General features: G+C 55.1%; 16 protein-coding genes, 1 other RNA gene and 1 pseudogene. All 18 read left to right on the forward strand.

From position 1 onward, the window contains the following. Window positions 1–89: 89 nt before the first annotated feature. The gene (locus tag DPQ22_RS09310; protein WP_320411410.1) at window positions 90–788 is read left to right on the forward strand and encodes a lytic transglycosylase domain-containing protein; all 699 of its coding nucleotides are present in this window, start codon (window positions 90–92) and stop codon (window positions 786–788) included. Between the two features lie 161 nt (window positions 789–949). Further along, window positions 950–1,338: RNase P RNA component class A (rnpB, locus tag DPQ22_RS02175), an RNA gene on the forward strand. A gap of 188 nt (window positions 1,339–1,526) precedes the next feature. Then, window positions 1,527–2,789 (forward strand): Nramp family divalent metal transporter, encoded by a 1,263-nt coding sequence (locus DPQ22_RS02180; RefSeq protein WP_150212989.1) that lies wholly within the window; start codon window positions 1,527–1,529, stop codon window positions 2,787–2,789. Window positions 2,790–3,002: 213 nt separating this feature from the next. After that, entirely contained in the window at window positions 3,003–4,097 is a 1,095-nt protein-coding gene (gene rsmH / locus DPQ22_RS02185) for a 16S rRNA (cytosine(1402)-N(4))-methyltransferase RsmH (RefSeq protein WP_246681434.1), read from the forward strand. Further along, window positions 4,094–4,717: a cell division protein FtsL gene (gene ftsL / locus DPQ22_RS08750; protein ID WP_190323096.1), complete on the forward strand. Its 624-nt coding sequence runs from the start codon at window positions 4,094–4,096 to the stop codon at window positions 4,715–4,717. Before rsmH ends, ftsL begins: the two co-directional genes overlap by 4 nt. Next, window positions 4,714–6,435, forward strand: coding sequence for a peptidoglycan D,D-transpeptidase FtsI family protein (locus DPQ22_RS02195; protein ID WP_150212946.1), 1,722 nt, complete (start codon window positions 4,714–4,716; stop codon window positions 6,433–6,435). Before ftsL ends, DPQ22_RS02195 begins: the two co-directional genes overlap by 4 nt. Window positions 6,436–6,520: 85 nt before the next feature. After that, window positions 6,521–7,987 carry a UDP-N-acetylmuramoyl-L-alanyl-D-glutamate--2,6-diaminopimelate ligase gene (locus tag DPQ22_RS02200; protein WP_150212947.1) on the forward strand — a complete coding sequence of 489 codons (1,467 nt, stop codon included), beginning with the start codon at window positions 6,521–6,523 and terminating at the stop codon, window positions 7,985–7,987. A 146-nt stretch (window positions 7,988–8,133) separates the two neighbouring features. After that, the gene (locus tag DPQ22_RS02205) at window positions 8,134–9,630 is read left to right on the forward strand and encodes a UDP-N-acetylmuramoyl-tripeptide--D-alanyl-D-alanine ligase (protein WP_246681435.1); all 1,497 of its coding nucleotides are present in this window, start codon (window positions 8,134–8,136) and stop codon (window positions 9,628–9,630) included. Between the two features lie 67 nt (window positions 9,631–9,697). Further along, window positions 9,698–10,765, forward strand: coding sequence for a phospho-N-acetylmuramoyl-pentapeptide-transferase (mraY, locus tag DPQ22_RS02210; protein WP_150212948.1), 1,068 nt, complete (start codon window positions 9,698–9,700; stop codon window positions 10,763–10,765). Window positions 10,766–10,948: 183 nt separating this feature from the next. Further along, a pseudogene (gene murD / locus DPQ22_RS09100) lies at window positions 10,949–11,272 on the forward strand (UDP-N-acetylmuramoyl-L-alanine--D-glutamate ligase); the annotation flags it as partial. A 45-nt stretch (window positions 11,273–11,317) separates the two neighbouring features. Next, window positions 11,318–12,628, forward strand: coding sequence for a UDP-N-acetylmuramoyl-L-alanine--D-glutamate ligase (gene murD, locus DPQ22_RS02215; protein ID WP_246681439.1), 1,311 nt, complete (start codon window positions 11,318–11,320; stop codon window positions 12,626–12,628). 389 nt (window positions 12,629–13,017) lie between these two features. Next, window positions 13,018–14,145 (forward strand): FtsW/RodA/SpoVE family cell cycle protein, encoded by a 1,128-nt coding sequence (locus tag DPQ22_RS02220; protein ID WP_150212950.1) that lies wholly within the window; start codon window positions 13,018–13,020, stop codon window positions 14,143–14,145. A gap of 67 nt (window positions 14,146–14,212) precedes the next feature. Then, window positions 14,213–15,340, forward strand: a complete 1,128-nt coding sequence (murG, locus tag DPQ22_RS02225) for an undecaprenyldiphospho-muramoylpentapeptide beta-N-acetylglucosaminyltransferase (protein ID WP_150212951.1) — start codon at window positions 14,213–14,215, stop codon at window positions 15,338–15,340. Window positions 15,341–15,449: 109 nt separating this feature from the next. After that, on the forward strand, window positions 15,450–16,895 hold the full coding sequence (gene murC / locus DPQ22_RS02230; RefSeq protein WP_150212952.1) for a UDP-N-acetylmuramate--L-alanine ligase: 1,446 nt from the start codon (window positions 15,450–15,452) through the stop codon (window positions 16,893–16,895). 39 nt (window positions 16,896–16,934) lie between these two features. Continuing rightward, window positions 16,935–17,909 (forward strand): UDP-N-acetylmuramate dehydrogenase, encoded by a 975-nt coding sequence (murB, locus tag DPQ22_RS02235; RefSeq protein ID WP_150212992.1) that lies wholly within the window; start codon window positions 16,935–16,937, stop codon window positions 17,907–17,909. A gap of 679 nt (window positions 17,910–18,588) precedes the next feature. Continuing rightward, on the forward strand, window positions 18,589–19,509 hold the full coding sequence (locus DPQ22_RS02240) for a D-alanine--D-alanine ligase (protein WP_150212953.1): 921 nt from the start codon (window positions 18,589–18,591) through the stop codon (window positions 19,507–19,509). After that, complete coding sequence (locus DPQ22_RS02245) at window positions 19,497–20,519, forward strand: cell division protein FtsQ/DivIB (RefSeq protein ID WP_150212954.1); 1,023 nt, start codon at window positions 19,497–19,499, stop codon at window positions 20,517–20,519. Before DPQ22_RS02240 ends, DPQ22_RS02245 begins: the two co-directional genes overlap by 13 nt. Further along, the gene (gene ftsA / locus DPQ22_RS02250) at window positions 20,516–21,850 is read left to right on the forward strand and encodes a cell division protein FtsA (RefSeq protein ID WP_150212955.1); all 1,335 of its coding nucleotides are present in this window, start codon (window positions 20,516–20,518) and stop codon (window positions 21,848–21,850) included. Before DPQ22_RS02245 ends, ftsA begins: the two co-directional genes overlap by 4 nt. Window positions 21,851–21,867: the final 17 nt, after the last annotated feature.

Raw genomic sequence — 21,867 nt, forward strand, 5'->3', positions numbered from 1 at the left:
GTTCCGCTTTTAGCGCGCTGTTATGGCAGGCCAATATAGCGGGGCCGGGGTTATTATGCGTTGAAAAGAAAATTGCGGGATAAGCGAGTATGACATATTTTTATTTAAAAAGCATAAAGGCGATTGCCCTGGTTGCCGGCCTGGCTGTTGCCGGATCGACTATGTCTGTTGCTGTTGCCGCGCCGCTGCATGAAGCCGGCGGCAATTTTACGGCCGGCAAAAGCGGGGCCAAATCTAAACGGCTGATAAATGGCAAAAACAGAAAGCAGATTGTAACAGCGCCGCGCGAAGCCGGGCAAAAAGACAAAGCGGCACCGGCAAAACGGGCGCCGCGCGGGGCAAGGGCGGCACGGCCGCAAAAGGCGGCGGCACAGGGTTTTTATTATTTGGGCAATGTGCAAAAGCCGCGTCCTTATGAAAAGGCTATTCACCATATGGCGCGGAAATATCATGTGCCGGAAGATTTGATTCACGCTGTGGTGCAGACGGAAAGCGGCTATAATTACCGCACACGCGGCGGTGTGGGCGAAATCGGCCTGATGCAGCTTCGCCCTGCCACGGCGCGGCTCCTGGGCTATAAAGGCTCTGTTCGCGGGCTTTATAATCCTGCAATCAATCTGGAATATGGCACGCGTTATCTGGCTCTGGCGCAAAATTTGAGCGGCGGCAATTTGTGCGGCACAGTGCTGAAATATAATGCCGGCCATGGAGCGCAACGCATGAATCCTGTCTCCTTCCGCTATTGCCAGAGGGTCAAGGCCTATTTATCCGCTGTCGGCTACCGTTAGACATAGCGCCTTGGGTTGGACAGGCTGGCCTGACAGACCAGTCTGTGGCGGCAAGGCGCAGGAGATAAGGCCGTGTTGAGAGATGGCGCGCATTGGGGGGTGGCTGCGGCCGGAATGTTTACCTTGCCGGCCGCTGTTTTTTGCTTTATAGAGACAGGCTGTCAGTCGGCCGGGCAGCCGCGCCAGTCATAGGCCGAAAGGCGGCTGGTGAGGAAAGTCCGAGCTTCGCGGAAATACGGTGCCGGGTAATGCCCGGCGGGGGCGACCCCAGGGAAAGTGCCACAGAAAGCAAACCGCCTGGTTACAGGTAAGGGTGAAAGGGTAGGGTAAGAGCCTACCGCATTGCCGGTAACGGCAATGGCAGGGTAAACCCCGCCGGAAGCAAGACCGAATAGGGATAGAAGCGCCTTTTGGCGCAGGCCGATTTCCGGGCCGCTATCCGGGTTGGTCGCATGAGGCATATGGTGACATATGTCCTAGAGGAATGGCTGCCAAACAGGGCGCTGAGGCGCTTTGTGAACAGAACTCGGCTTACAGGCCGGCTGACCTTGTTTTCCTGTTTTACCGGTGCTGTTTTTGCTTGACAGCTTTGCCTGCCTGCTATTTGTTAAAATCTGTGGTGAAAACCGGCTTTTATAATAGTGCCGCCGGGGCTTTAACCCGGCAGGAGAAAACGGAGTGGCAGAGCAGGAAAAAAAGGCAAAACCGGCTTCATTAAGCCGGCGCACGCATGATAAAATGCAGGAAATCCTGGCAGGCGGCGGCTCTGTTCGCCGCCGGGGCGGTTTGCGCTCATTTTTTTTAATGTCAGGGCCGGCTGTTATTGCTGCTATTGCTTATGTTGATCCGGGCAATTTTTCTACCAATATTCAGGCCGGTGCCGGCTATGGCTACACGCTTTTATGGGTGGTATTGCTGGCTAATCTGGTAGCCATGCTGTTTCAGGCGCTGTCGGCCAGGCTGGGTATTGTAACCGGCGCCAATCTGGCCGAATTATGCCGCGATAATTTTCGCAGGCCGGTGGTTATGGCCATGTGGCTGGTCAGCGAAATAGCAGCCTGTGCGACTGATCTGGCTGAATTTCTCGGCGGTGCTATCGGCCTGTCGCTGCTGTTTCATCTGCCTTTGCTGGTCGGCATGGGCATAACGGCCATTATTACTTATGCTTTATTGCTGTTTGAACGCGGCGGCTTTCGCTCAATGGAGCTGCTTATCGGCCTGTTTCTGCTGATAATTTCCTTATGTTATTTGCTGGAAATGCTGGTGACCCCGGTGCAATGGGGGCAGGTGGGGATTCATGTCCTCAAGCCGGAAATCCCGGATAAACAGGCTTTGCTGATTGCTGTCGGCATTATTGGTGCCACAATTATGCCGCATGCGCTTTATCTGCATTCCGGCCTGACACAAAACCGGGTCAAAACCGAAACTGCGGCGCAAAAGGCGCAGCTTATCCGCTTCTCCAATCGTGAGGTGGTGGTGGCGCTGGCGCTGGCCGGCATGGTGAATATGGCTATTCTCATTATGGCCGCCGGCGCTTTCCACCAGGGTCATCAAGACGTAGCCGAAATTGAAACCGCCTATCATACTTTAACGCCGCTTTTGGGCAAAGCGGCGGCGGCGGCTTTTTTGCTGTCTTTGCTGATTTCGGGCATTTCCAGCTCTATTGTCGGCACAATGGCCGGGCAAATGATTATGCAGGGTTTTGTCGGTTTTCATATTCCTGTCTGGCTGCGCCGCGTCATTACCATGATTCCCGCTTTTATTGTGGTCGGGCTGGGGGTTAACACAACTGAAGCGCTGGTAATAAGCCAGGTAGTGCTAAGTTTTGCCCTGCCGGTGCCGATGATTGCTCTATTACTGTTTACCCGCTCGCCGGCTATTATGGGAGTTTTTGCCAATAATATTTTTACCCAGCTTTTGGCCGTTGCTGCCGCGGCGCTGGTGCTGGGGTTGAATATTGTTCTCATCTGGCAGCAATTACGGCTGCCGCCGCATTGGTAAATTTTGCCGGGCGGCAATATTTCGTTAAAGATAATCAGGGATAATGACCGGGCGAGAGCATTTGTGTCGGCATTCCGGCTGTGTAACGGCAAAGCAGGCATTAAAAGCCGGGCGAGCAATGCCGGTAGTGGTGTTGTGTGATGATTTGTATCGAGTTCCTGCCAGGCCACTTGTTACAGGCAGGCCTGGTGGCGTTCATAAGCGGGGTTGCTCATGACAAAAAATAAAGCGGCTGTGGCGGCAGCCGTGCCGGCGGCGCATATTCCCGTTATGCTGGCTGAAGTGCTGGCGGCTCTGGCCGCTCAGCCGGCCAGAGCGGAGGCGGACACAAAAGACAAAAGCGCCGCTCTGGCAGGCTTGCACATTATTGACGGCACATTTGGCAATGGCGGTTATTCCCGCGCTTTTTTGGCAGCAGGGGCGGACGTGCTGGGGCTGGATCGCGACCCGCAAGCCGTGCGGGTCGGCCGGCAACTGGCTGAGGCTAATAGCGGGCATTTTGCTATTATTGAAACAGAATTTTCAAAGCTTGATAAAGCGGCACAGGCTGCGGGCTTTGCTCCGGTTGATGCGGTGGTGCTGGATATTGGCGTCTCTTCCATGCAGATAGATGAGGCGCAGCGCGGCTTTTCCTTCCGCCGGGACGGGCCGTTGGATATGCGTATGTCGGGGCGGGGGGTGAGCGCGGCGGCGGCTGTCAATAGCCTGAAAAGCGGTGATCTGGCGCGCATTTTTCACTTTTACGGCGAAGAGCGCCATGCCGGCCGCATTGCCCGCATGATTGAGCGGCGCCGCGCTGATAAAGCTTTTACCACGACTTTGGAGCTGGCGCAGGCGGTAGAGGCAATGGGCCTGCACCGATATGAGAAAATTCATGCAGCCACGCGTATTTTTCAGGCTTTGCGCATTTATGTTAATGATGAGCTGGGCGAGCTGGCGCGCGCTTTATTCGCGGCAGAGAGAGTGTTGCGCGCCGGCGGCTGCCTGGCAGTTGTCACTTTTCATTCGCTGGAAGATCGCATAGTCAAACGTTTTTTTGCCAGTCGCGCCGGTGAGCGCCCGGCTTCGCGCCATTTGCCGGCAAAAACTTTGCGTGAGGCCGCCTTTACGCCGCTATTTAAGGGGGCAAAACCGGCAAGCCCGGCTGAGGTCGCGCAAAATCCGCGTGCCCGCTCAGCCAGATTGCGCGCCGGCCTGCGCACGCAAAGCCCGCCGCTGCCGGCGGATTTCAGTATTTTCGGTCTGCCGGAATTGCCGGTTTTAGCCGCGCAAAAGCTTAATAATTGTCTGGCAGGAGGGCAGATATGACTCTTTTCCGCACCAGCGATATTATAATGGTTTTGCTCATGTTGTGCACGGCTTTCTGGACTTATGAAATAAAATATGAAGCGCAAAAGCGCTATCAGGAAGTGCGCAGCCTGGAGCGTAAAATAGAAATAGAGCAGGATACGGCCGCTTTACTGCGCGCCCGCTGGGCACTGGCAACAGAGCCGGCGCGGCTACAGCGCCTGGCAGAACATTATCATGACGCTTTGCAGCTGCAACTGATTGAGCCGCGGCAGATTGTGACACTGGAGGCTGTGCCGCCGCGTTTGCCGGACGCAATAGAAATAGCTATTAGAGACAGTGAGGCTATAATCGGCAAAAATGCCGTGCCCCAAGGCAAAACCAGGGCAGATAATCTGGATATGACAGCGACAGGCAGTGTGCCGCCTACAGGCCGCAACAAGGCCGACAAAACGGCAAGGCAAAGGAAAGAGGCCACTGCCGAAACAGCAAAAATCGGGGCGGAATATAAAAATCAGCTCAGCCGGCCGCCTTATATTATACCGGGCAAGGCCGCTGCGCCCGGGACAGGCCAGCCTGTGGCCGGCGGCGGGCGCACAACAGAAAACGCGCCTGAGGCGGCAGGAGGCAAAGCATTATGAGATTTTGGCCGTTTGGGAAAAAAACTGCCGCAATCAGGCAAAAATCGGCTGCGCGCCTGCAAACCGGGTTTAAAAGCCGCCTGGGTTTTACTTTTGTCATATTTTGCTGCCTTTACGGCGCTATTGCCGCCAAGCTGATTTATTATGGCCGAGCAGGCGGCGAAATAGCCGAGGCCAAGGCGCCGCCGGCGCCGGAGAGCCAGGCGCGCCCCGATATTATTGACCGTAATGGTTTGCTGCTGGCAACCGATATTAAAACCTGGTCGCTGTTTGCCGAGCCGCGCCGTATTATTGATATTGGTGAGACAATAGATTTATTGGCCGGGGTTTTGCCGCAAATGAACCGGCATGAAATAACCGCGCGACTGGAGCGGCGCAACGGCTTTGCCTGGGTTGCGCGCGGCTTGAGCGCCCGGCAAAAAGCAGAGGTGATGGCCCTTGGTATTCCCGGCCTGGGGTTCCAGACGGAAACGCGGCGTTTTTACCCGGGCGGGGCGGCAGCCGCGCATATATTAGGCTTTGTCAATATTGACAATCAGGGCATTGCCGGCATGGAAAAATATATTGACGAAGCCGGTCTTGGCGCTTTGCGCAAGGCCGGGCTGGCCGCGCCCGCGGCACTGGAGCCGGTAGCGCTTGCCATTGATATGCGGGTGCAGGCGGTTGTGCATGATGAGGTGGCCAAAACCATGGCGCGTTACCGGGCCGAGGCTGCCGGTGCCGTGGTGCTGAAAGTGGATACGGGCGAGGTTATGGCCATGGTTTCCATGCCGGATTTTAACCCTAACCGCCCGGTTGAAGCTTTGCAAAAAGACCGGCTGAACCGCATAACCGCCGGCACATTTGAAATGGGCTCCAGCATTAAAAGCTTCACCACGGCTATGGCGCTGGATTCCGGCAAATTTCGCCTGGATAGCAAGGTTGACGCTTCACGTCCGTTACGTTTTGGTTCGCAGCAGATTAAAGATTTTCACGGCAAATATCGGCCGCTGACAGTGGAGGAGGTTTTTCGCTTTTCCTCCAATATCGGCTCAGGCAAAGAGGCAGAGGCTGTCGGCATTAGCGGCCATCGCGCTTTTTTAAAGCGTCTGGGCCTGCTGACCCGCATGCAGACACAATTACCTGAAGTGGCTGAGCCTTTTTCGCCGCGTGTATGGAAAAAGGTGAATTCGGCCACTATTTCCTTTGGTCACGGTTTTGCCACCACCCCTATGCAAACAGCAATCGGCGTGGCCGCGCTGGTAAATGGCGGCTTTTTGCTGCCGCCCAGTTTTTTGCCAGTGTCAAAAGCGGCGGCTGAAGCTGGTAAACAGCAGGTGGTTGCGGCAGAGACTGTGCGCGATATGCGCTATCTTTACAAGCGCAATGCCGATATAGGCACCGGCCGGCGCGGTGCGGTTGACGGTTACCGGGTCGGCGGTAAAACCGGCACGGCCGAAAAGGTGATTAACGGTCGCTATTCCAAGGGCAAGAATTTTAACTCTTTTATTGCCGCTTTTCCTATGGATAAGCCCGCTTATGTGGTATTGACCATTGTTGACGACCCAAAGCCGGCAGCGGGAGAATATTCTACCACGGCAGCGTTTAATGCGGCGCCGCTGGCCGCCGGCATTATTCGCCGTTCGGCAACATTTCTGGGTGTTTTGCCGGATTTCACGGCGCAAAACATGCCGATACAAATAGCCGATATAGAGCCGGCCCGGCTGAGGCGCCGGTAAAAGCAGCGCTTTGGCTGGCGGCTTTATGCCGGCAGGAGCGGGTGCCGACCAGTGATAGTGGCAGGCGGCGGCAGAAAGGGAAGAAATGAAAGTTTCGTATTTGCTGGGTGAGGCGATTGCCGCGGATAAAAGCAAAGCCCTGGCTGAGACAATCAGTATTTCCGGGGTGGCTGATGATTCGCGTAAGGTGAAAGCGGGCTATGCTTTTTTTGCCATTGCCGGCAACAGCACCAATGGCCAGGCCTATGCGCAAGCGGCAGAAAAGCAGGGCGCTGCGGTGATTATTGCCGAAAAAGGCGCTGATTTGGGGGCGCGCGCTATTCCCGTTATTTATGTGCAAAATATTCGCCATTTGCTGGCACTTGCCGCTGCCCGTTTTTACCATAGCCGGCCGCAAATAATAGTGGCGGTAACCGGCACAAGCGGCAAAACCTCTGTTGCCGCCTTTTTACGGCAAATATGGGAAAATACCGGTTTTGCCGGTGCTTCCATCGGCACTATTGGCGTGGTTGCCAAAGATTTTTCGCAAAGCGGGGCGCTGACCACGCCGGGGGCAGTGGAGCTGGCACTGCTGCTGGCGCAACTGGCGCGCAAACATATTACCCATGTGGTGATGGAGGCCTCTTCGCACGGGCTGGAGCAGTGCCGCCTGGACGGAGTAAAGCTGACAGCGGCGGGGTTCACTAATCTGGGGCGCGATCATATGGATTATCACCCGACTATTGAGGCCTATTTCAAAGCCAAAATGCGGCTGTTTGATACGCTGTTGCCGGTGGGGGCAAAGGCTGTTGTCTTTGCCGACAGCAAATATGCCGATAAAGCTGTTGCCCATATAGAGGCGGCCGGGCGCAAGGCTTTGACTGTCGGCCGCAAGGGCAATTTTATCAAACTGAAGCGGGTGGAGCATGAACGCTTTCGCCAATATGCGGAAATTGCGTTTGAGGACGAAATTTATGAGCTGGTTTTGCCGCTGGCGGGTGAGTTCCAACTGGCCAATGCTCTGGTGGCGGTGGGGCTGGCACTTGCCAGCTCTGTGCCGCCTGCGGCGGCGTTCCGCGCCTTGGAGCGGCTGCAAGGGGCGCCAGGGCGGTTGCAGCTTGTCGGCGCCACGGCAGCAGGGGCGCCGGTTTATGTTGATTATGCCCATAAGCCCGATGCGTTGGAAAATGTGCTGAAATCGGTGCGGCCCTTTACCAATGGGCGCATTGTGCTGGTTTTTGGCTGCGGCGGCGACAGGGATAAGGGCAAAAGGCCGATTATGGGTGAAATAGCGGTAAAACTGGCTGATATAGTTATTGTGACTGATGATAATCCGCGCAGCGAAAACGCGGCTATTATTCGGAAGCAGATTTTGGCCGGCGCGCATGGGGCGCTGGAAATCGCTGATCGGCGCGCGGCTATTCGCCATGCTGTCGGCCTGTTAGCGCGCGGCGATACATTGATTGTCGCCGGCAAAGGCCATGAAGAAGGGCAGATTATCGGTGATAAAACTTTGCCTTTTTCCGACCAGGCGGAAGTCGCCAATGCCCTGCATCTGAGCCGGGGAGACTAAGCGCCTGGGTTACGCCCTGTGGCTGGGAGGCGGCAGGGCGCAGCAAAGAATTCGGCGGCGGGCGCGGCAAATAATCTCCGCCCGGCCTGTGCCCTGTAACAGGGCCGGCGGCGAAGTGTTGCCAGAGTTTGGGGTCAAGGCAGGATATGAGTGCGATGCGTTTATGGACAGGTGAGGCTTTGAGGCAGGCAGTGGGGGGGCGTGTGCAAGGTGTGCTGCCGCAAAGCATAAGCAATATTGCCATTGACAGCCGCCTTTGCCCGGCGGGTGCAGCGTTTTTTGCCGTTCAGGGCGAGCGGGCAGACGGCCATGCCTATATAGCTGCCGCGGCACAGGCCGGGGCGGCGCTGGCCGTGGTGGAAGAGGCAAAACTGGGCAGCCTGCCGCCGCTTGCTCTGCCGCTCCTGGTGGTGGATAATGTGCTGACAGCGCTGGAAAATCTGGCCAGAGCGGCGCGGGCGCGGTTGCAGCCGGGTGCCTTCGTTTCGGCGATAACCGGCTCTGTCGGCAAGACTACGGTGAAGGAAATGCTGGCACGGGCGCTGGCGCCATTTGGCAGGGTGCATTTGAGCCCGGCCTCTTTCAATAATCATTTTGGCGTGCCGCTCAGTCTGGCGCGTATGCCGGAAAATACGGATTTCGGCATTTATGAAATCGGCATGAATCATGCGGGGGAAATCACTCCGCTGGTCAATATGGTGCGGCCGCATTTGGCGCTGATAACCCGCATTGCTGCCGCTCATATGGGGCATTTTAACAGCCTGGCGGAAATTGCCGCCGCCAAGGCGGAAATTTTTAGCGGGCTTGCGCCGGGCGGCACCGCGCTTATCAACCGCGATGATGAATATTATCAATTTTTGCGAGAAAAGCTGCAAGAGATCGGTTCTTATCTGTTGCAAAGTTTCGGCCGTAACTCTGAGGCGAATTATCATATAATGGCAGGCAGTGACAAACAGCAGGCAGAAAAGCAGGAATTTGCAGTGCAGACGCCTTTTGGGCAGGAAATATTCCACTTACATGTTCAGGGCACGCATATGATGTTGAATGCGACAGCAGTCATTGCCGCTGCGGCAGAACTGGCAATTCGCCCTCAATATGAAAAACAGGGCAGCCATATTGTCAAGCCATATTTGGCGAAAATCAAAACGGCCTTGGCAGATTTTCACGCCGGGGCGGGGCGGGGGGCGCGTTATTATTTGCCGCTGCCGCATAAAAGCGCCGCCAAGGGTGAGTTTTTGCTGATTGATGAGAGCTATAATGCCAATCCGCTTTCTATGGCTTTGGCGCTCAAAATGCTGGGGGAGGCAAAACCGGAGGCCGGCGGCCGGCATATTGCCGTTTTGGGCGATATGCTGGAGCTGGGGCCCGAGACGCAGAGCGCGCATGAGGCGCTGGCGGCCAGGCTGGCGGCAGCAAAAGTGGAGCTTGTCTTTCTGGCCGGTGAGGCTATGCGCTTTTTACAGCAGAAGCTGCAACAGCACCACCCGGCAATAGAGGTGCATTGGCGGCCAACCGCGGCCGAACTGATTGCGCCGGTAGAAAATGCGTTGCAGGCAGGCGATTGTGTTATGGTGAAATCTTCCAATTCCATCGGCACGGCAAAGCTGGTGGCAGCCTTGCTGGCCGGCAGACAGGTGAGATAAAGCAGGCAAAACCTGCTGTTTTTCACAGCAAAATAAAACAGGCATAAGCACAAAGGCGGCAGAGTTCATGTTGTATTTTTTATCGGATTTTATCGGTATTATTCCGGGAACGGGGCTTTTCCGCTATATTAGTTTTCGCGCTGCGGGGGCGCTGATGAGTTCGGCCTTATTTGTGTTTTTATTTGGCCCGGCAATTATTGCTTCGCTGAAAATCCGCCAGGGCAAGGGTCAGCCTATTCGCGCTGACGGGCCGCAAACCCATTTTAAAAAAGCCGGCACGCCGACTATGGGCGGGCTGATGATTTTAAGCGGCATAGCAGTTTCTGCCCTGTTATGGTGTGATTTGAAAAATCTCTATTTCTGGACAGTGCTGGGCGTCACTCTGTCTTTTGGTGCTATCGGCTTTTATGATGATTATTTGAAAGTGACCAAGGAGACAAGCCGCGGCTTTTCCGGCAAAATGCGGCTCTCGCTGGAATTTTGCTTAGGCGCTGCTGCTGCCGCTATATTTATGCGCGCCGGATCCCCCGGCCTGTCTTTCCCCTTTGTCAATTATCTGCTTAATCTGGGGGTGTTTTTTATCCCCTTCGGCGCTTTGGTGATTGTCGGCACCGGCAATGCGGTTAATTTTACCGATGGGCTGGACGGGCTGGCCATTGTGCCGGTCATGGTGGCGGCGGCTTCCTTTGCCTTGATTGCCTATGTTTCCGGCAATAGTGTTTTTGCCGAATATTTGCAGATTCACTTTGTTCCCGGCACAGGTGAGCTTACTGTGCTGCTGGCTGCGACTATTGGCGCCGGGCTGGGCTTTTTATGGTTTAATGCGCCGCCGGCGGCCATTTTTATGGGCGATACCGGCTCGCTGGCTTTAGGCGGCCTGTTAGGATCTGTCGCTGTGGCGGCCAAGCATGAGCTGGTACTGGCGGTGATTGGCGGGGTGTTTGTGATGGAGGCTTTGTCGGTTATTATTCAGGTCGGCTATTTCAAAATGACGCGCAAGCGGGTGTTTTTAATGGCGCCTATTCATCATCATTTTGAAAAAAAAGGCTGGACGGAAAGCCAGGTGGTTATCCGCTTCTGGATTATATCCATTATTCTGGCGCTGCTGGGCCTTGTCAGCCTGAAACTGCGCTAGGCGGAGCAAGGTTGGACAGGCTGGCCTGTGGCGGTGCCCTGCGGCAAAGAAAATGCGCGGGACAGGCCGGCTTGACAGATCAGTCTGTGGCCGGCGGGGCGGGGCGAATAAAGAATATGCGGCGTGCGGCGCCAATGAGAAAGCGTGGCGGTGCCCTCAAATGAAAAACGAAGGTAAGCGGCAATGATTGCGTTGACGAGCTTTAAGGGGAAAAAACTGGCGTTGTTCGGCCTTGGCGGCTCCGGCCTTGCCACCGCCCGGGCTTTGGTTTTCGGCGGAGCCGATATTGTCGTTTGGGACGATAAGCCGCAAGCCGTAGAGGAAGCGCGGCAGGCGGGCCTGCCGGCGCAGGATTTACGCACTATTGCCTGGGGTGAGATAGCGGCGCTGGTGTTAAGCCCCGGTGTGCCGCTCACCCACCCCAGGCCGCATTGGAGCGCCGTTTTGGCGCATAAAGCGGGGGTAGAAATTATCGGCGATATTGAACTGTTTGTGCGTGAGCGCAATGCTTTTCTGCAGAAGCACTATGACAGCCTGCCTGAGAGGCAAAAAATGCAGGCCGGGCGCGCCTTGCAGGCGGGCAGGCCAGCCTGCGGCGGCAAGGCGCCGGCGAAGAATCCGGCAGGCGGCGGCTTGCAACAGGAAAAGGAAACGCAGGCCGGGTTGGACGGGTCAGCCTGCGGCGGCCGTTTGCAACAGGAAAAGAATATAAAAGATTTTTGCCCGTTTATCGCTATTACCGGCACGAATGGCAAATCCACCACTACGGCGCTGCTGGCGCATATATTGCGGCGGGCCGGCTATAATGTGCAAATGGGCGGCAATATTGGCAGGCCGGTGCTGGAACTGGCGCCATTTGCGCTATCAGCCAAACAGGTTTATGTGGTAGAAATTTCCTCTTATCAGATTGATCTGACGCCGTCTCTCAACCCCACTATCGGTGTTGTGCTCAATATTACCCCCGATCATATTGATCGTCACGGCAGTTTTAGAGCCTATGCCGCGTTGAAAGAGCGGCTGGCGGTGCAAAGCGAAACCGCCATTATCGCTTATGATGACGCCCCCTGCCAGGCTATTTATGACCGGCTGAAACAGGCAGGCAAGCGGGTAATCGGCGTGGGCGCCGCGGCTGATGAAAGCGGTATAATAAACCCGCAGGATTGCTTTACTGTGCCGCGCTTTTACGCCTGGCATCTGGGCCGCTTCCGGCGAGGGGACAAGGTTTTGCCTGCTTCTGCCGCTTTGCGCGGGCGGCATAATGGGCAAAATGCGCTCTGCGCCCTGGCGGCAGCTTATGTGCTGGGAGCAAAGGGTTTTGAAAAGGGGCTGGCGGATTTTAAAGGCCTGCCGCATCGTATGGAAGAAATTGGGCAAATACTGTATCAAGGGGTAATAATCCGCTTTATCAATGACAGTAAGGCTACGAATGCGGAATCTGTCGCTCCGGCTTTGCAAAGTTACAATAATATTTACTGGCTGGCCGGCGGCCGCGCCAAAAAGGGCGGGATAAACAGCCTGTTACAGCCTGAATATTTGGCGCAAATGCGCCGCGCCTATTTTTTTGGTGAAGCAGCAGTAGAATTCGGCAAGAGCTTTGCGACCCATAGCCTTTTCGGCGGGCAGTCCTTTGTGGCGGATTTATACCCTTATCGGCCGGCGGAAAACCTGATCGCGGCGCTGGCACTGGCCTGGGGCGATGTAAAGGCGGATATTGCCGCCGGCAAAATTGCCAGAGGAGCAGAAGCGGTGATTTTATTGGCGCCGGCTTGCGCTTCTTTTGATCAATTTAAAAATTTTGAGGAAAGAGGCAAGGCTTTTGCCGCATTGGCGGAACAGTATAGCGGCGGCGGGCGCAGCAAATAGGGTGCCCGGGTTGCGCGAATTGTGGTTGGACAGGCCAGCCTGACAGACTGGTCTGTGGCGGCGGGTGTAACCAATAATATGCCGGGTCATTAAGCTTTTTTTATAATTTGCCTTTTACAAGCTGTTTTTCAGGTGATTTGCGGGGGAGGCCGGGATAAAGATAATTGCCGCCGCCAGGAGCCGCCGGGCCAAATAAATAAAGGGAGTTTATGCTGAGCCGTATGGCGAGAGCCGCTATTGCCGATTGGTGGGTTTTGCCTTTGATCAGCGCGGGTTTGCGCGGGGGTATTTTATGCTTTAAGGCAGGTCGTCCGCGCTTTTCGACGCCTAAACAAAACAAAGGGTAAAGTCCACCAATCGGCGGCGGGTTGAAGGTTCAAGAGGTATTTATGCTGAGCCGTATGGACAGAAGCGCCATTGCCGATTGGTGGTGGACAGTTGACCGCTGGATTTTGGCAGCCTGTTTGCTGTTAATGGGAGCGGGGATTTTATTTTCCTTTGCCGCCAGCCCGGCCGTGGCAATGCGGGTGGGCATTGCCGATAATTTGCATTTTGTCAAATTGCATGTCTGGTTTACCCTTGCTGCCGTGCCGGTAATGATCGGCCTTTCTTTTTTTGCGCCACGCTCTATTCGCCTGTTTTGCCTGTGTCTTTTGCTCATTTCTCTGGTGCTGCTGGTCATGACGCTGTTTTTCGGCGTGGAGACTAAAGGGTCGCGCCGCTGGATTTCGCTGGCCGGGTTTGGCATTCAGCCGTCAGAATTTATGAAACCGGCTTATGTGGTGGTTATGGCCTGGCTGTTTGCCCGGCAAACGGCAAGCGGGTGGAAAAGCCTCTATTTGCCGCCGGTTTTATTATGGGGGCTGTGCGCCGCTCTCTTGGTGGCCGAGCCGGATTTGGGGCAGACTTTGCTGATAACCCTGGTAATGGGCGGGTTATTTTTTATTTCCGGCATTCCTTTATGGTTTGTCGGCCTGCTTGGCGGCCTGGCTGTTGCCGGCGGTTTTTGCGCTTATTATGCTTTTAGCCATGTGCATGAGCGTATTGACGGCTTTTTGCATGGCGAGGGTGATACATTTCAGGTAGATGTCGGGCGTGAGGCTATTATGCACGGCGGCTGGCTGGGGCAAGGCCCGGGTGAAGGCCTGATAAAACGCATTATCCCCGACAGCCATACGGATTTTGTTTTTTCAGTTATTGCCGAAGAATATGGTATTATTCTGTCACTGGTAATTATCGGCCTGTTTGCCTTTATTGTGCTGCGCTCTTTTTATCTCGCCATGCGGGAGCGTGATATTTTTATCCGTTATGCCATTACCGGGCTGGTTTTATTGTTCGGCTTTCAGGCCATTATCAATCTGGCGGTGAATTTGCACCTTATGCCGCCAAAGGGTATGACTTTACCTTTTATTTCTTATGGCGGTTCCTCACTTATTGCTATTGCAATAGTGCAAGGCTGCCTGCTTGGCCTGACCCGCAAGCGGCCGGAAGGCCGGGCTTCACTTGATTTTGATTAGGCTGATTGCAGAGAAGCCTTTTAAAGCTTAAAAGAGATTGAGGCTGGGCAAAGACAGAAGTAACAAGATGGATTCAACCGGCATAAATACAAAAAAAACAGTATTTCTGGCCGCCGGCGGCACTGGCGGCCATGTTTTCCCGGCTGAGGCTTTGGGGCAGGCCTTGCAGGAACGGGGCTTTAATGTGCATATGCTGACCGATAGCCGCGCCCGCCACTTTATCATAACAGGAAAAGGCGGCATTAAAGATGATAAAGTGCATGTTTTATCTGCCGCCACAGTGGCGGGCGGCAATCCGCTGCGTCTGGGCGGGAGTTTGTGGCAGCTTGGCCGCGGTTTTTGCCAGTCTGTGCGCCTGATACGCCGGTTTAAACCCTGTCTGGTCATGGGTTTTGGCGGCTATCCCACGGTGCCGCCGCTGCTGGCGGCGCGTTTTCTGCGCGTGCCGATCCTTATTCATGAGCAGAATTCAGTCATGGGGCGGGCAAACCGCCTGCTGGCGCGTTTTGCCCGGGCGGTGGCGGCGGGCCTGCCGCCGGCGGGGGGGCCGGCTGCCTTTTCTGCCAAAACTGTGATAGTCGGCAATCCGCTGCGCCCTTCCGTGCTGGCTGCGGCGCAAAGACCTTATCAGGCGGCAGGTGATAAGGCACCGTTTAACCTGCTGGTTTTCGGCGGCAGTCAGGGGGCGAGCTTTTTTTCCGCCATTATGCCGCCGGCGCTGGCTTTATTGCCGCCGGCTTTGCGCGCCCGGCTGGTAATCACCCAGCAGGCGCGCGCTGCCGATGAAGCAGAATTGCGCGCTGCCTATGCCAAAATGGCAATAAAGGCGGAAATAGCAGTGTTTTTTAGAGATTTGCCGGCTTTGATTGCCAAAGCGCAGTTTATTATTGCGCGGGCCGGGGCCTCTACTGTGGCCGAAATTGCCGCTATTGGCCGTCCGGCTTTGCTGGTTCCTTATCCGCAGGCGCTGGATCATGACCAGCGGCATAATGCGCAAAGCCTGGCAGCAAGCGGCGGCGCAATAATGGTGGAGCAGGCAGCGCTGACAGCGCCGGGCCTGGCTGAAATTGTGACCAAAGCCATGCAAAACCCGCAAGATTTGGCCAGACAGGCGCAGCTTGCCGCCCGTGCCGGACAAAGAGATGCGGTGGACAGGCTGGCCGCTTTGGTAATAAAACACTGCGCTGCCGGTTAAGCCGGATTCGACAGTCAAAGGGGGGCGAGCCTTCAGGGCAAATTCTGCCCCCTGCCGTGCCGGCAGCGGCAGGAAATGAGAGAAACGAAGCAAAGCGAGGAGTGTCCTTATGAAAATGCCGTTAAATATCGGCCTTATCCATTTTATCGGCATTGGCGGTATCGGCATGAGCGGCATTGCCGAGCTGCTGCATAATCTGGGCTATCAGGTGCAAGGCTCTGACCAGACGGAAAACGGCTTGACCAGACGCCTTGCCGCCAAAGGGATAAAAATTTTTATCGGCCATCAGGCGGCAAATCTGGGGGCGGCTGAAGTGGTGGTGATTTCCAGCGCGGTCAAACCCGATAATGTCGAATATAAAGCCGCGCGCGCCAGATATTTGCCGATTGTGCGGCGGGCGGAAATGCTGGCTGAGCTGATGCGTTTTCGTCAGGCGGTGGCGATAGGCGGCACGCATGGCAAAACCACCACAACGTCGCTGGTCTCGGCTTTGCTGGAGGCCGGCGGGCTTGACCCGACCGTTATCAATGGCGGTATTATCAATGCCCGCGGCACTAATGCCTATTTGGGCAGCGGCGATTTTATGGTGGTGGAGGCTGATGAAAGTGACGGCAGTTTTTTAAAATTGCCGGCCGATATTGCAGTAATCACTAATATTGACCCCGAACATTTGGATTATTACGGTTCTTATGACAAAGTTTGCCGGGCTTTTTGCCAGTTTGTCGAAAATGTGCCGTTTTACGGCTTTGGCGTTTTATGTATTGACCACCCGCAAGTGCGGGCTTTGGCCGGCTCTATTACTGACCGCCGCATTATCACTTACGGCGCTGACAGCCGCGCTGATGTGCGTTTTGCCAATATACGGCGCGAAGGGGCGAAATCTGTATTTGATGTTATCATTTGCCGGCGCAAGGGTGATAAAGAAAAGGTGATAAAAAATATTGCTTTGCCAATGCCGGGCGTGCACAATATTTCCAATGCCACGGCAGCGATTGCGGTGGCGCATGAGCTGGGGGTAAAGGCTGAAGCTATTAAAAAAGGCCTGTTATCCTTTGGCGGGGTAAAACGCCGTTTTACCCATACCGGTAGCTGGCAGGGAGTAGAGTTTTTTGATGATTACGGCCACCACCCGGTAGAAATAAAGGCGGTTTTGCGCGCTGCGCGCGAGGTGGCGGGAGAGCATAAGGTCATTGCGATTATGCAGCCGCATCGCTACAGTCGTCTTGCCAGCCTGTTTGATGATTTTGCCGCCTGTTTTGATGAGGCCGACTATGTCGCCATTGCTCCGGTTTATGCTGCCGGCGAAGAACCGATAGCCGGCGTTGACAGCATACATCTGGTAGAAAAAATACAGCGGGCCGGGCGGCTTGAAGCGCGTGCCCTAAGCGGGGTAGAGGCGGTGGCGCCATTTATCCGCGCAGTGGCAAAAAACGGCGATTGTGTGGTGTTTTTAGGCGCCGGTAATATTACCCAATGGGCGGAAGCCGTGCCGAAAGAGCTGAATGGGGAAGGCGCAGCGGCGGGGATCGTGCAGGGAGAAGCGCGCAAAGATTAAGGCGGCGCAGGGCATGAGGGAGCATGAAAAGGGTTGGATATGGGGCAGTTTCAGGCGATTGACGGCGCGGCTTTATGGCAAAGCGCAGCGCTGCGCTCTATGCGGGCAAAAATGCGCGGCCAGGTTCAGGCCGGGGCGGAAATGAGCAAAATCACCTGGTTTCGCACCGGCGGTTTGGCTGAGCTCTTCTACCAGCCCGCTGATGAGGAGGATCTGGCGCAATTTCTGGCCGGGCTGCCGCGCTCTGTGCCGCTGACTGTGGTTGGCATTGGCTCTAATCTGCTGGTGCGGGACGGCGGCATAAAAGGCGTGGTGCTGCGCCTGCCGGCCAAAGGCTTTGGTCACATAGAGCCGGCGGGGGCAATGCGGCTTTTGGCCGGCGCTGCGGCCTCAGATAAGCGGCTGGCAGCAGCGGCGCTGGCAGCCGGGATTGGCGGTCTGGAATTTTATCACGGTATTCCCGGCAGTGTAGGCGGTGCCCTGCGCATGAATGCCGGCGCCAATGGCTGTGAGACGGCGGCAAGGGTGCTGGAGGTTCACGCGCTGGACAGGGCAGGGAAAAAACATGTGCTGACACGGCAGGATATGGGCTTTTCTTATCGCCAGGCAAAGGCCGCGGCCGATTTGATTTTTACCAAAGCGCTGTTTGAAGGGGAAAAGGCTGATAAAGAGCAGATTGGGGCGGCAATGGCGGCGGTGCAAAGCCATCGTGAGGCTGTGCAGCCAATACGTGAAAAAACCGGCGGCTCCACTTTTCAAAATCCGCCGGGGCATTCAGCCTGGAAGCTGATTGACGCGGCCGGCTGCCGCGGCCTGACCATTGGCGGGGCGCAAATGTCACCCCTGCATTGTAATTTTATGATCAATACCGGCACTGCGACAGCCTATGATTTGGAAATGCTGGGGGAGACTGTGCGCTGCCGTGTTTTTGAGCATTGCGGCATAAAGCTGCAATGGGAAATTAAAAGATTAGGGCAGTTTTTGCCCGGGCAATCAATCCTGCCGACATTTTGAAGCAAAGAGCAGCAAATAAAAAGGAAAAGAGGTCTATAAACGGTTCAATATTATGATGAACACACAGAAGCTGTCTTTTACAAGCCGGAGATTACGGCAGAGCAGCTAAAAGCTGCGCGGCCGGCCGCTATCGGCACCGCCAAAAGAAATTATCACTTTGCCTATAAATAAGCGGATTATATAAATATAATTATACGCTAATATAATGCGCAATTCAGCCGGCAATATAGTAGCAAATGTTGCTTTTTTGCCATGAAGCCGGGCTCATTTGCTGCCGGCCCGTTTTTTAGCTTGTGCTTTTGCTGTTTCAGGCAATACTTGTTTTTGCCCTTCTGCAACTGATTCATCTGTTTTGTTTATTCGACTCTCCGGTCGCACGGGGCTGGGTTGAATCAGAGTATGGCGTTGTTGTTTCCGAATTATTTTTCAGACGCTGTTGCCGCGATATTTTATGTAAAAAGAGCAGAATTTTTTTCGCGAATCTTTTCAGTATGATGAGTCTTTTTAGCCCGTTTGCGGCGGGCAAGGCAAAGGCAAGGGGGCTTGGCTTTCGGCCAAATCTCTGATTCTTTAGAGAAAGGACGGGCCGTTGTGATTCGCTTGCCGGACACGGGTTTTACGCCTGTTCCAATGGGGTCTATTGCATTTTTTGATCAGCCGAACCGGGAGAGGTTTGACCATGGCAGAAAAACATGTTGCTGTCTTGATGGGCGGGCTGTCGCCTGAGCGTCCTGTCAGTCTGGCCTCAGGCAAAGCCTGCGCCGGCGCGCTGGAAGAGCTGGGTTACCGGGTTTCATCTGTTGATGTCGGGCGCGATATTGCTTTGCGACTGGCAGAATTAAAGCCTGATCTGGCCTTTAATGCGCTGCACGGCCCTTTTGGCGAAGACGGCACTATTCAGGGCATATTGGAATATTTGCAAATTCCCTATACGCATTCAGGTGTTCTGGCTTCTGCCCTGGCTATGGATAAAGCAGCAGCCAAGATTATTGCCGCCGCTGCCGGGGTTCATATTGCGCCCTCGGCGGTGATGAACCGTTTTGATTTGCGCGCCGGCCACCCGCTGCCGCTGCCTTATGTTGTCAAGCCGGTGAGGGAAGGCTCCAGCTTTGGCGTGGTGATTGTGCGGGAGGGCGCAGTGCCGCCGGCGCTGCTTTATGCCGATGACTGGCGCTATGGCGATGAGATAATGGCAGAAGCCTATATTCCCGGGCGCGAGCTGACCTGTGCGGTAATGGACGGCAAGGCGCTCGATGTTTGTGAAATTGTGCCTGACGGCGGCTATAGTTTTTATGATTATGAAGCAAAATATGCGCCCGGCGGCTCAAAACATGTTTGCCCGGCAAAAATTTCATCAAATATTTACCAAAATATACAAAGAATGAGTCTGGCGGCGCATTGTGCTCTGGGCTGTCGCGGTATTAGCCGGTCGGATTTTCGTTATGACGAACAGGAAGGCCTGCTGCCTGTGTGGCTGGAGCTTAATACGCAGCCGGGTATGACACCAACTTCTCTTGTGCCTGATATTGCCAGGGCTTCAGGCTACAGCTTTGTTGATGTTGTGCGCTTTGCGGCAGAGGACGCATCATGTGCCAGATAAAACACAGGCAAAATGTGTTTGTCTTGCCGTTTGCGCAGCATTGGCTGAGAGGCAATGCCGCCGCCGGGAGTTTATATGATTTACGGCCGGCGGGCGGGTTTTGGCCCGGCGGTGCTGCCGGGCAGGTAATGGGAAATATTTTGGTCAAGCGGGCAAATATAATGCGTTTTTGGCAGCGTTATCGCGTCTTTTTAAACCATATAGGCGGCACTGTGCATATTCCGCGTCATGCCGGCTCGATTGCCATGGTCGGCCTTATTGCCGGTATGGGCTGTTGGGGGCTGGTTATTGGCGGTCATGGCTGGCAGGCTTTGAAGCTGGCGGGTTCTGCTGTCGGGCTGGGTGTCGATAAAGTGCAGATAAGCGGCAATAAGCGGGTTTCTGAAATTGATGTGCTCCAGGCTTTGGGGCTTGATGGTGACACTTCCCTGCCGATTTTGAATATTGATGAGGCGCAGGCCGTGCTGGCGCGCCTGCCATGGGTTGAGCATGTCTCTGTGCATAAAATTTACCCCGACAGGCTGGCTGTGGCGCTGACAGAAAAGCGGGCTTTTGCTGTGTGGCAAAAAGCGGGTGCGGTGGATATTATTGACGAACAGGGGCAGGTTATTGTGCCTTATAGCCGGGCAGAAGGGCGAGGCCTGCCGTTTTTTGTCGGCGAAGGAGCGGCTGGGGCCGCGCCGGCTTTTCTGGCTGCCATGCGGCAATTTCCTGAGCTTGGCGCCCGCGCCCGCGCTTATATTCGCGTTGCCGATCGCCGTTGGGATATTTTGCTGGATAATGGCCTGCGGATTAAACTGCCGGAGAAAGAGCCTTTTGCCCGGCTGGAGCTGGCTGCCGCTATGGATCGCCGCACCGGCCTGTTTGGTCGCGATATAGAAGAATTGGATTTGCGGCTTGAAGACCGGATTACCGTAGCTTTAGGGGCTGAAGCCTATGCGCGCCGTCTACAGGCAGTAGCTGCGGCAGAAAAGCGTGAAAAAGCTTTGAAAAACGGGGGGAGAGCATGAATATTGTTTCTTCTTCCCTGTTTGAGCAGGCTGCCTCCGGGCAGAAGACCGGATTATTGACGGTTCTGGATATGGGTTCCAGCAAAATATCCTGCCTGATTGCCCGGCTTGTGCCGCTGCACAAGACATTGCATTTGCCCTGGCGCACCCATAAAGTGGAAGTTCTCGGTTTTGCGGCGCGGCAATCGCGCGGTATACGCGCCGGCCTGGTTATCGATATTGCTGCGGCTGAGCAGGTTGTGCGCAAGGTTATTGATGCGGCCGAGCGTATGGCCGGTTTGATGGTGAAATCGATTATTGTCAATTTTTCCGGCCGGCATATGAAAAGTGAGCGGCTTGAGGCGAAAATTACCCTGAATGAAGAGCGGGTTGAGCTGGCCGATATACGCCGCGTTATTGCCGCAGCCTGTGTGGCGCGCCGGGCCGTAAAGCGGCCGATTATTCACGCCGTGCCTTTGGCCTTCACCCTGGACGAAGATCGCGGCCTGGAAGATCCGCGCAATATGGCCGGCACGCAGCTCGGCATTGATATGCATTGCCTGGCGGTTGATACGGGGGCAGCGCGCAATCTGGAGCATTGCCTTAATCGCGCTTATCTGAAAGTGGAGGCGCTGGTGGCCACGCCTTATGCGGCCGCACTTTCCACTTTGCTGCGTGAGGAAACAATATTTGGCGCTACATGTGTAGATTTTGGCGGCGGCACAACCTCTTTTGCGATTTTTCGTAAGGGGAAATTTGTCCATGCGGATAGTCTTCCTGTTGGCGGGCAGCATATTACCGCCGATATTGCCCAGGGGCTTGCCATTTCGATAGAAGAAGCGGAGCGGTTGAAAATTATGCATGGATCTGTTGCGGATTATGCCGGCAGTGATGACAGTTATATTGCTGTCAATAGGCCTGCTTATGCCGGGACACGGCGCTTTAGCCGCAAGGAGCTGGCAAAAATTATCCGCGCCAGGGTGGAGGAAATCGGCGAAATGGTGCGCGATCGCAGTAATCGCGCCGGGTTTCGCCCGGTTGCGGGGCAGCGGCTGGTCTTGACCGGCGGCGCTTCACAGCTTGCCGGCCTGCCCGATATTATGCACATGATTTGCCGGATAAAGCCGCGTATTGGCCGCCCATTGGGGATTTCCGGCCTGCCTTTGGAGGCGCGCAGCGGTGCTTATGCCGCTCTGGCCGGCCTGTCTGTTTATCCGCAATCTTTGGGGTTTTCTGAACAGGAATTTAACTTGTCGGGGGCAGAATATGAACCGGGCAAAAAATTGAAAAAGGCAGGTCAGCGGTTTTTACAGTCGGTTAACGGCTGTGTGAAGGTTTTTAAAGGTTTTTAACGCAACGGAATTTCGCG

It is taken from the genome of Candidatus Tokpelaia sp. (genome assembly GCF_008636115.1).
Classification (GTDB): domain Bacteria; phylum Pseudomonadota; class Alphaproteobacteria; order Rhizobiales; family Rhizobiaceae; genus QLZD01.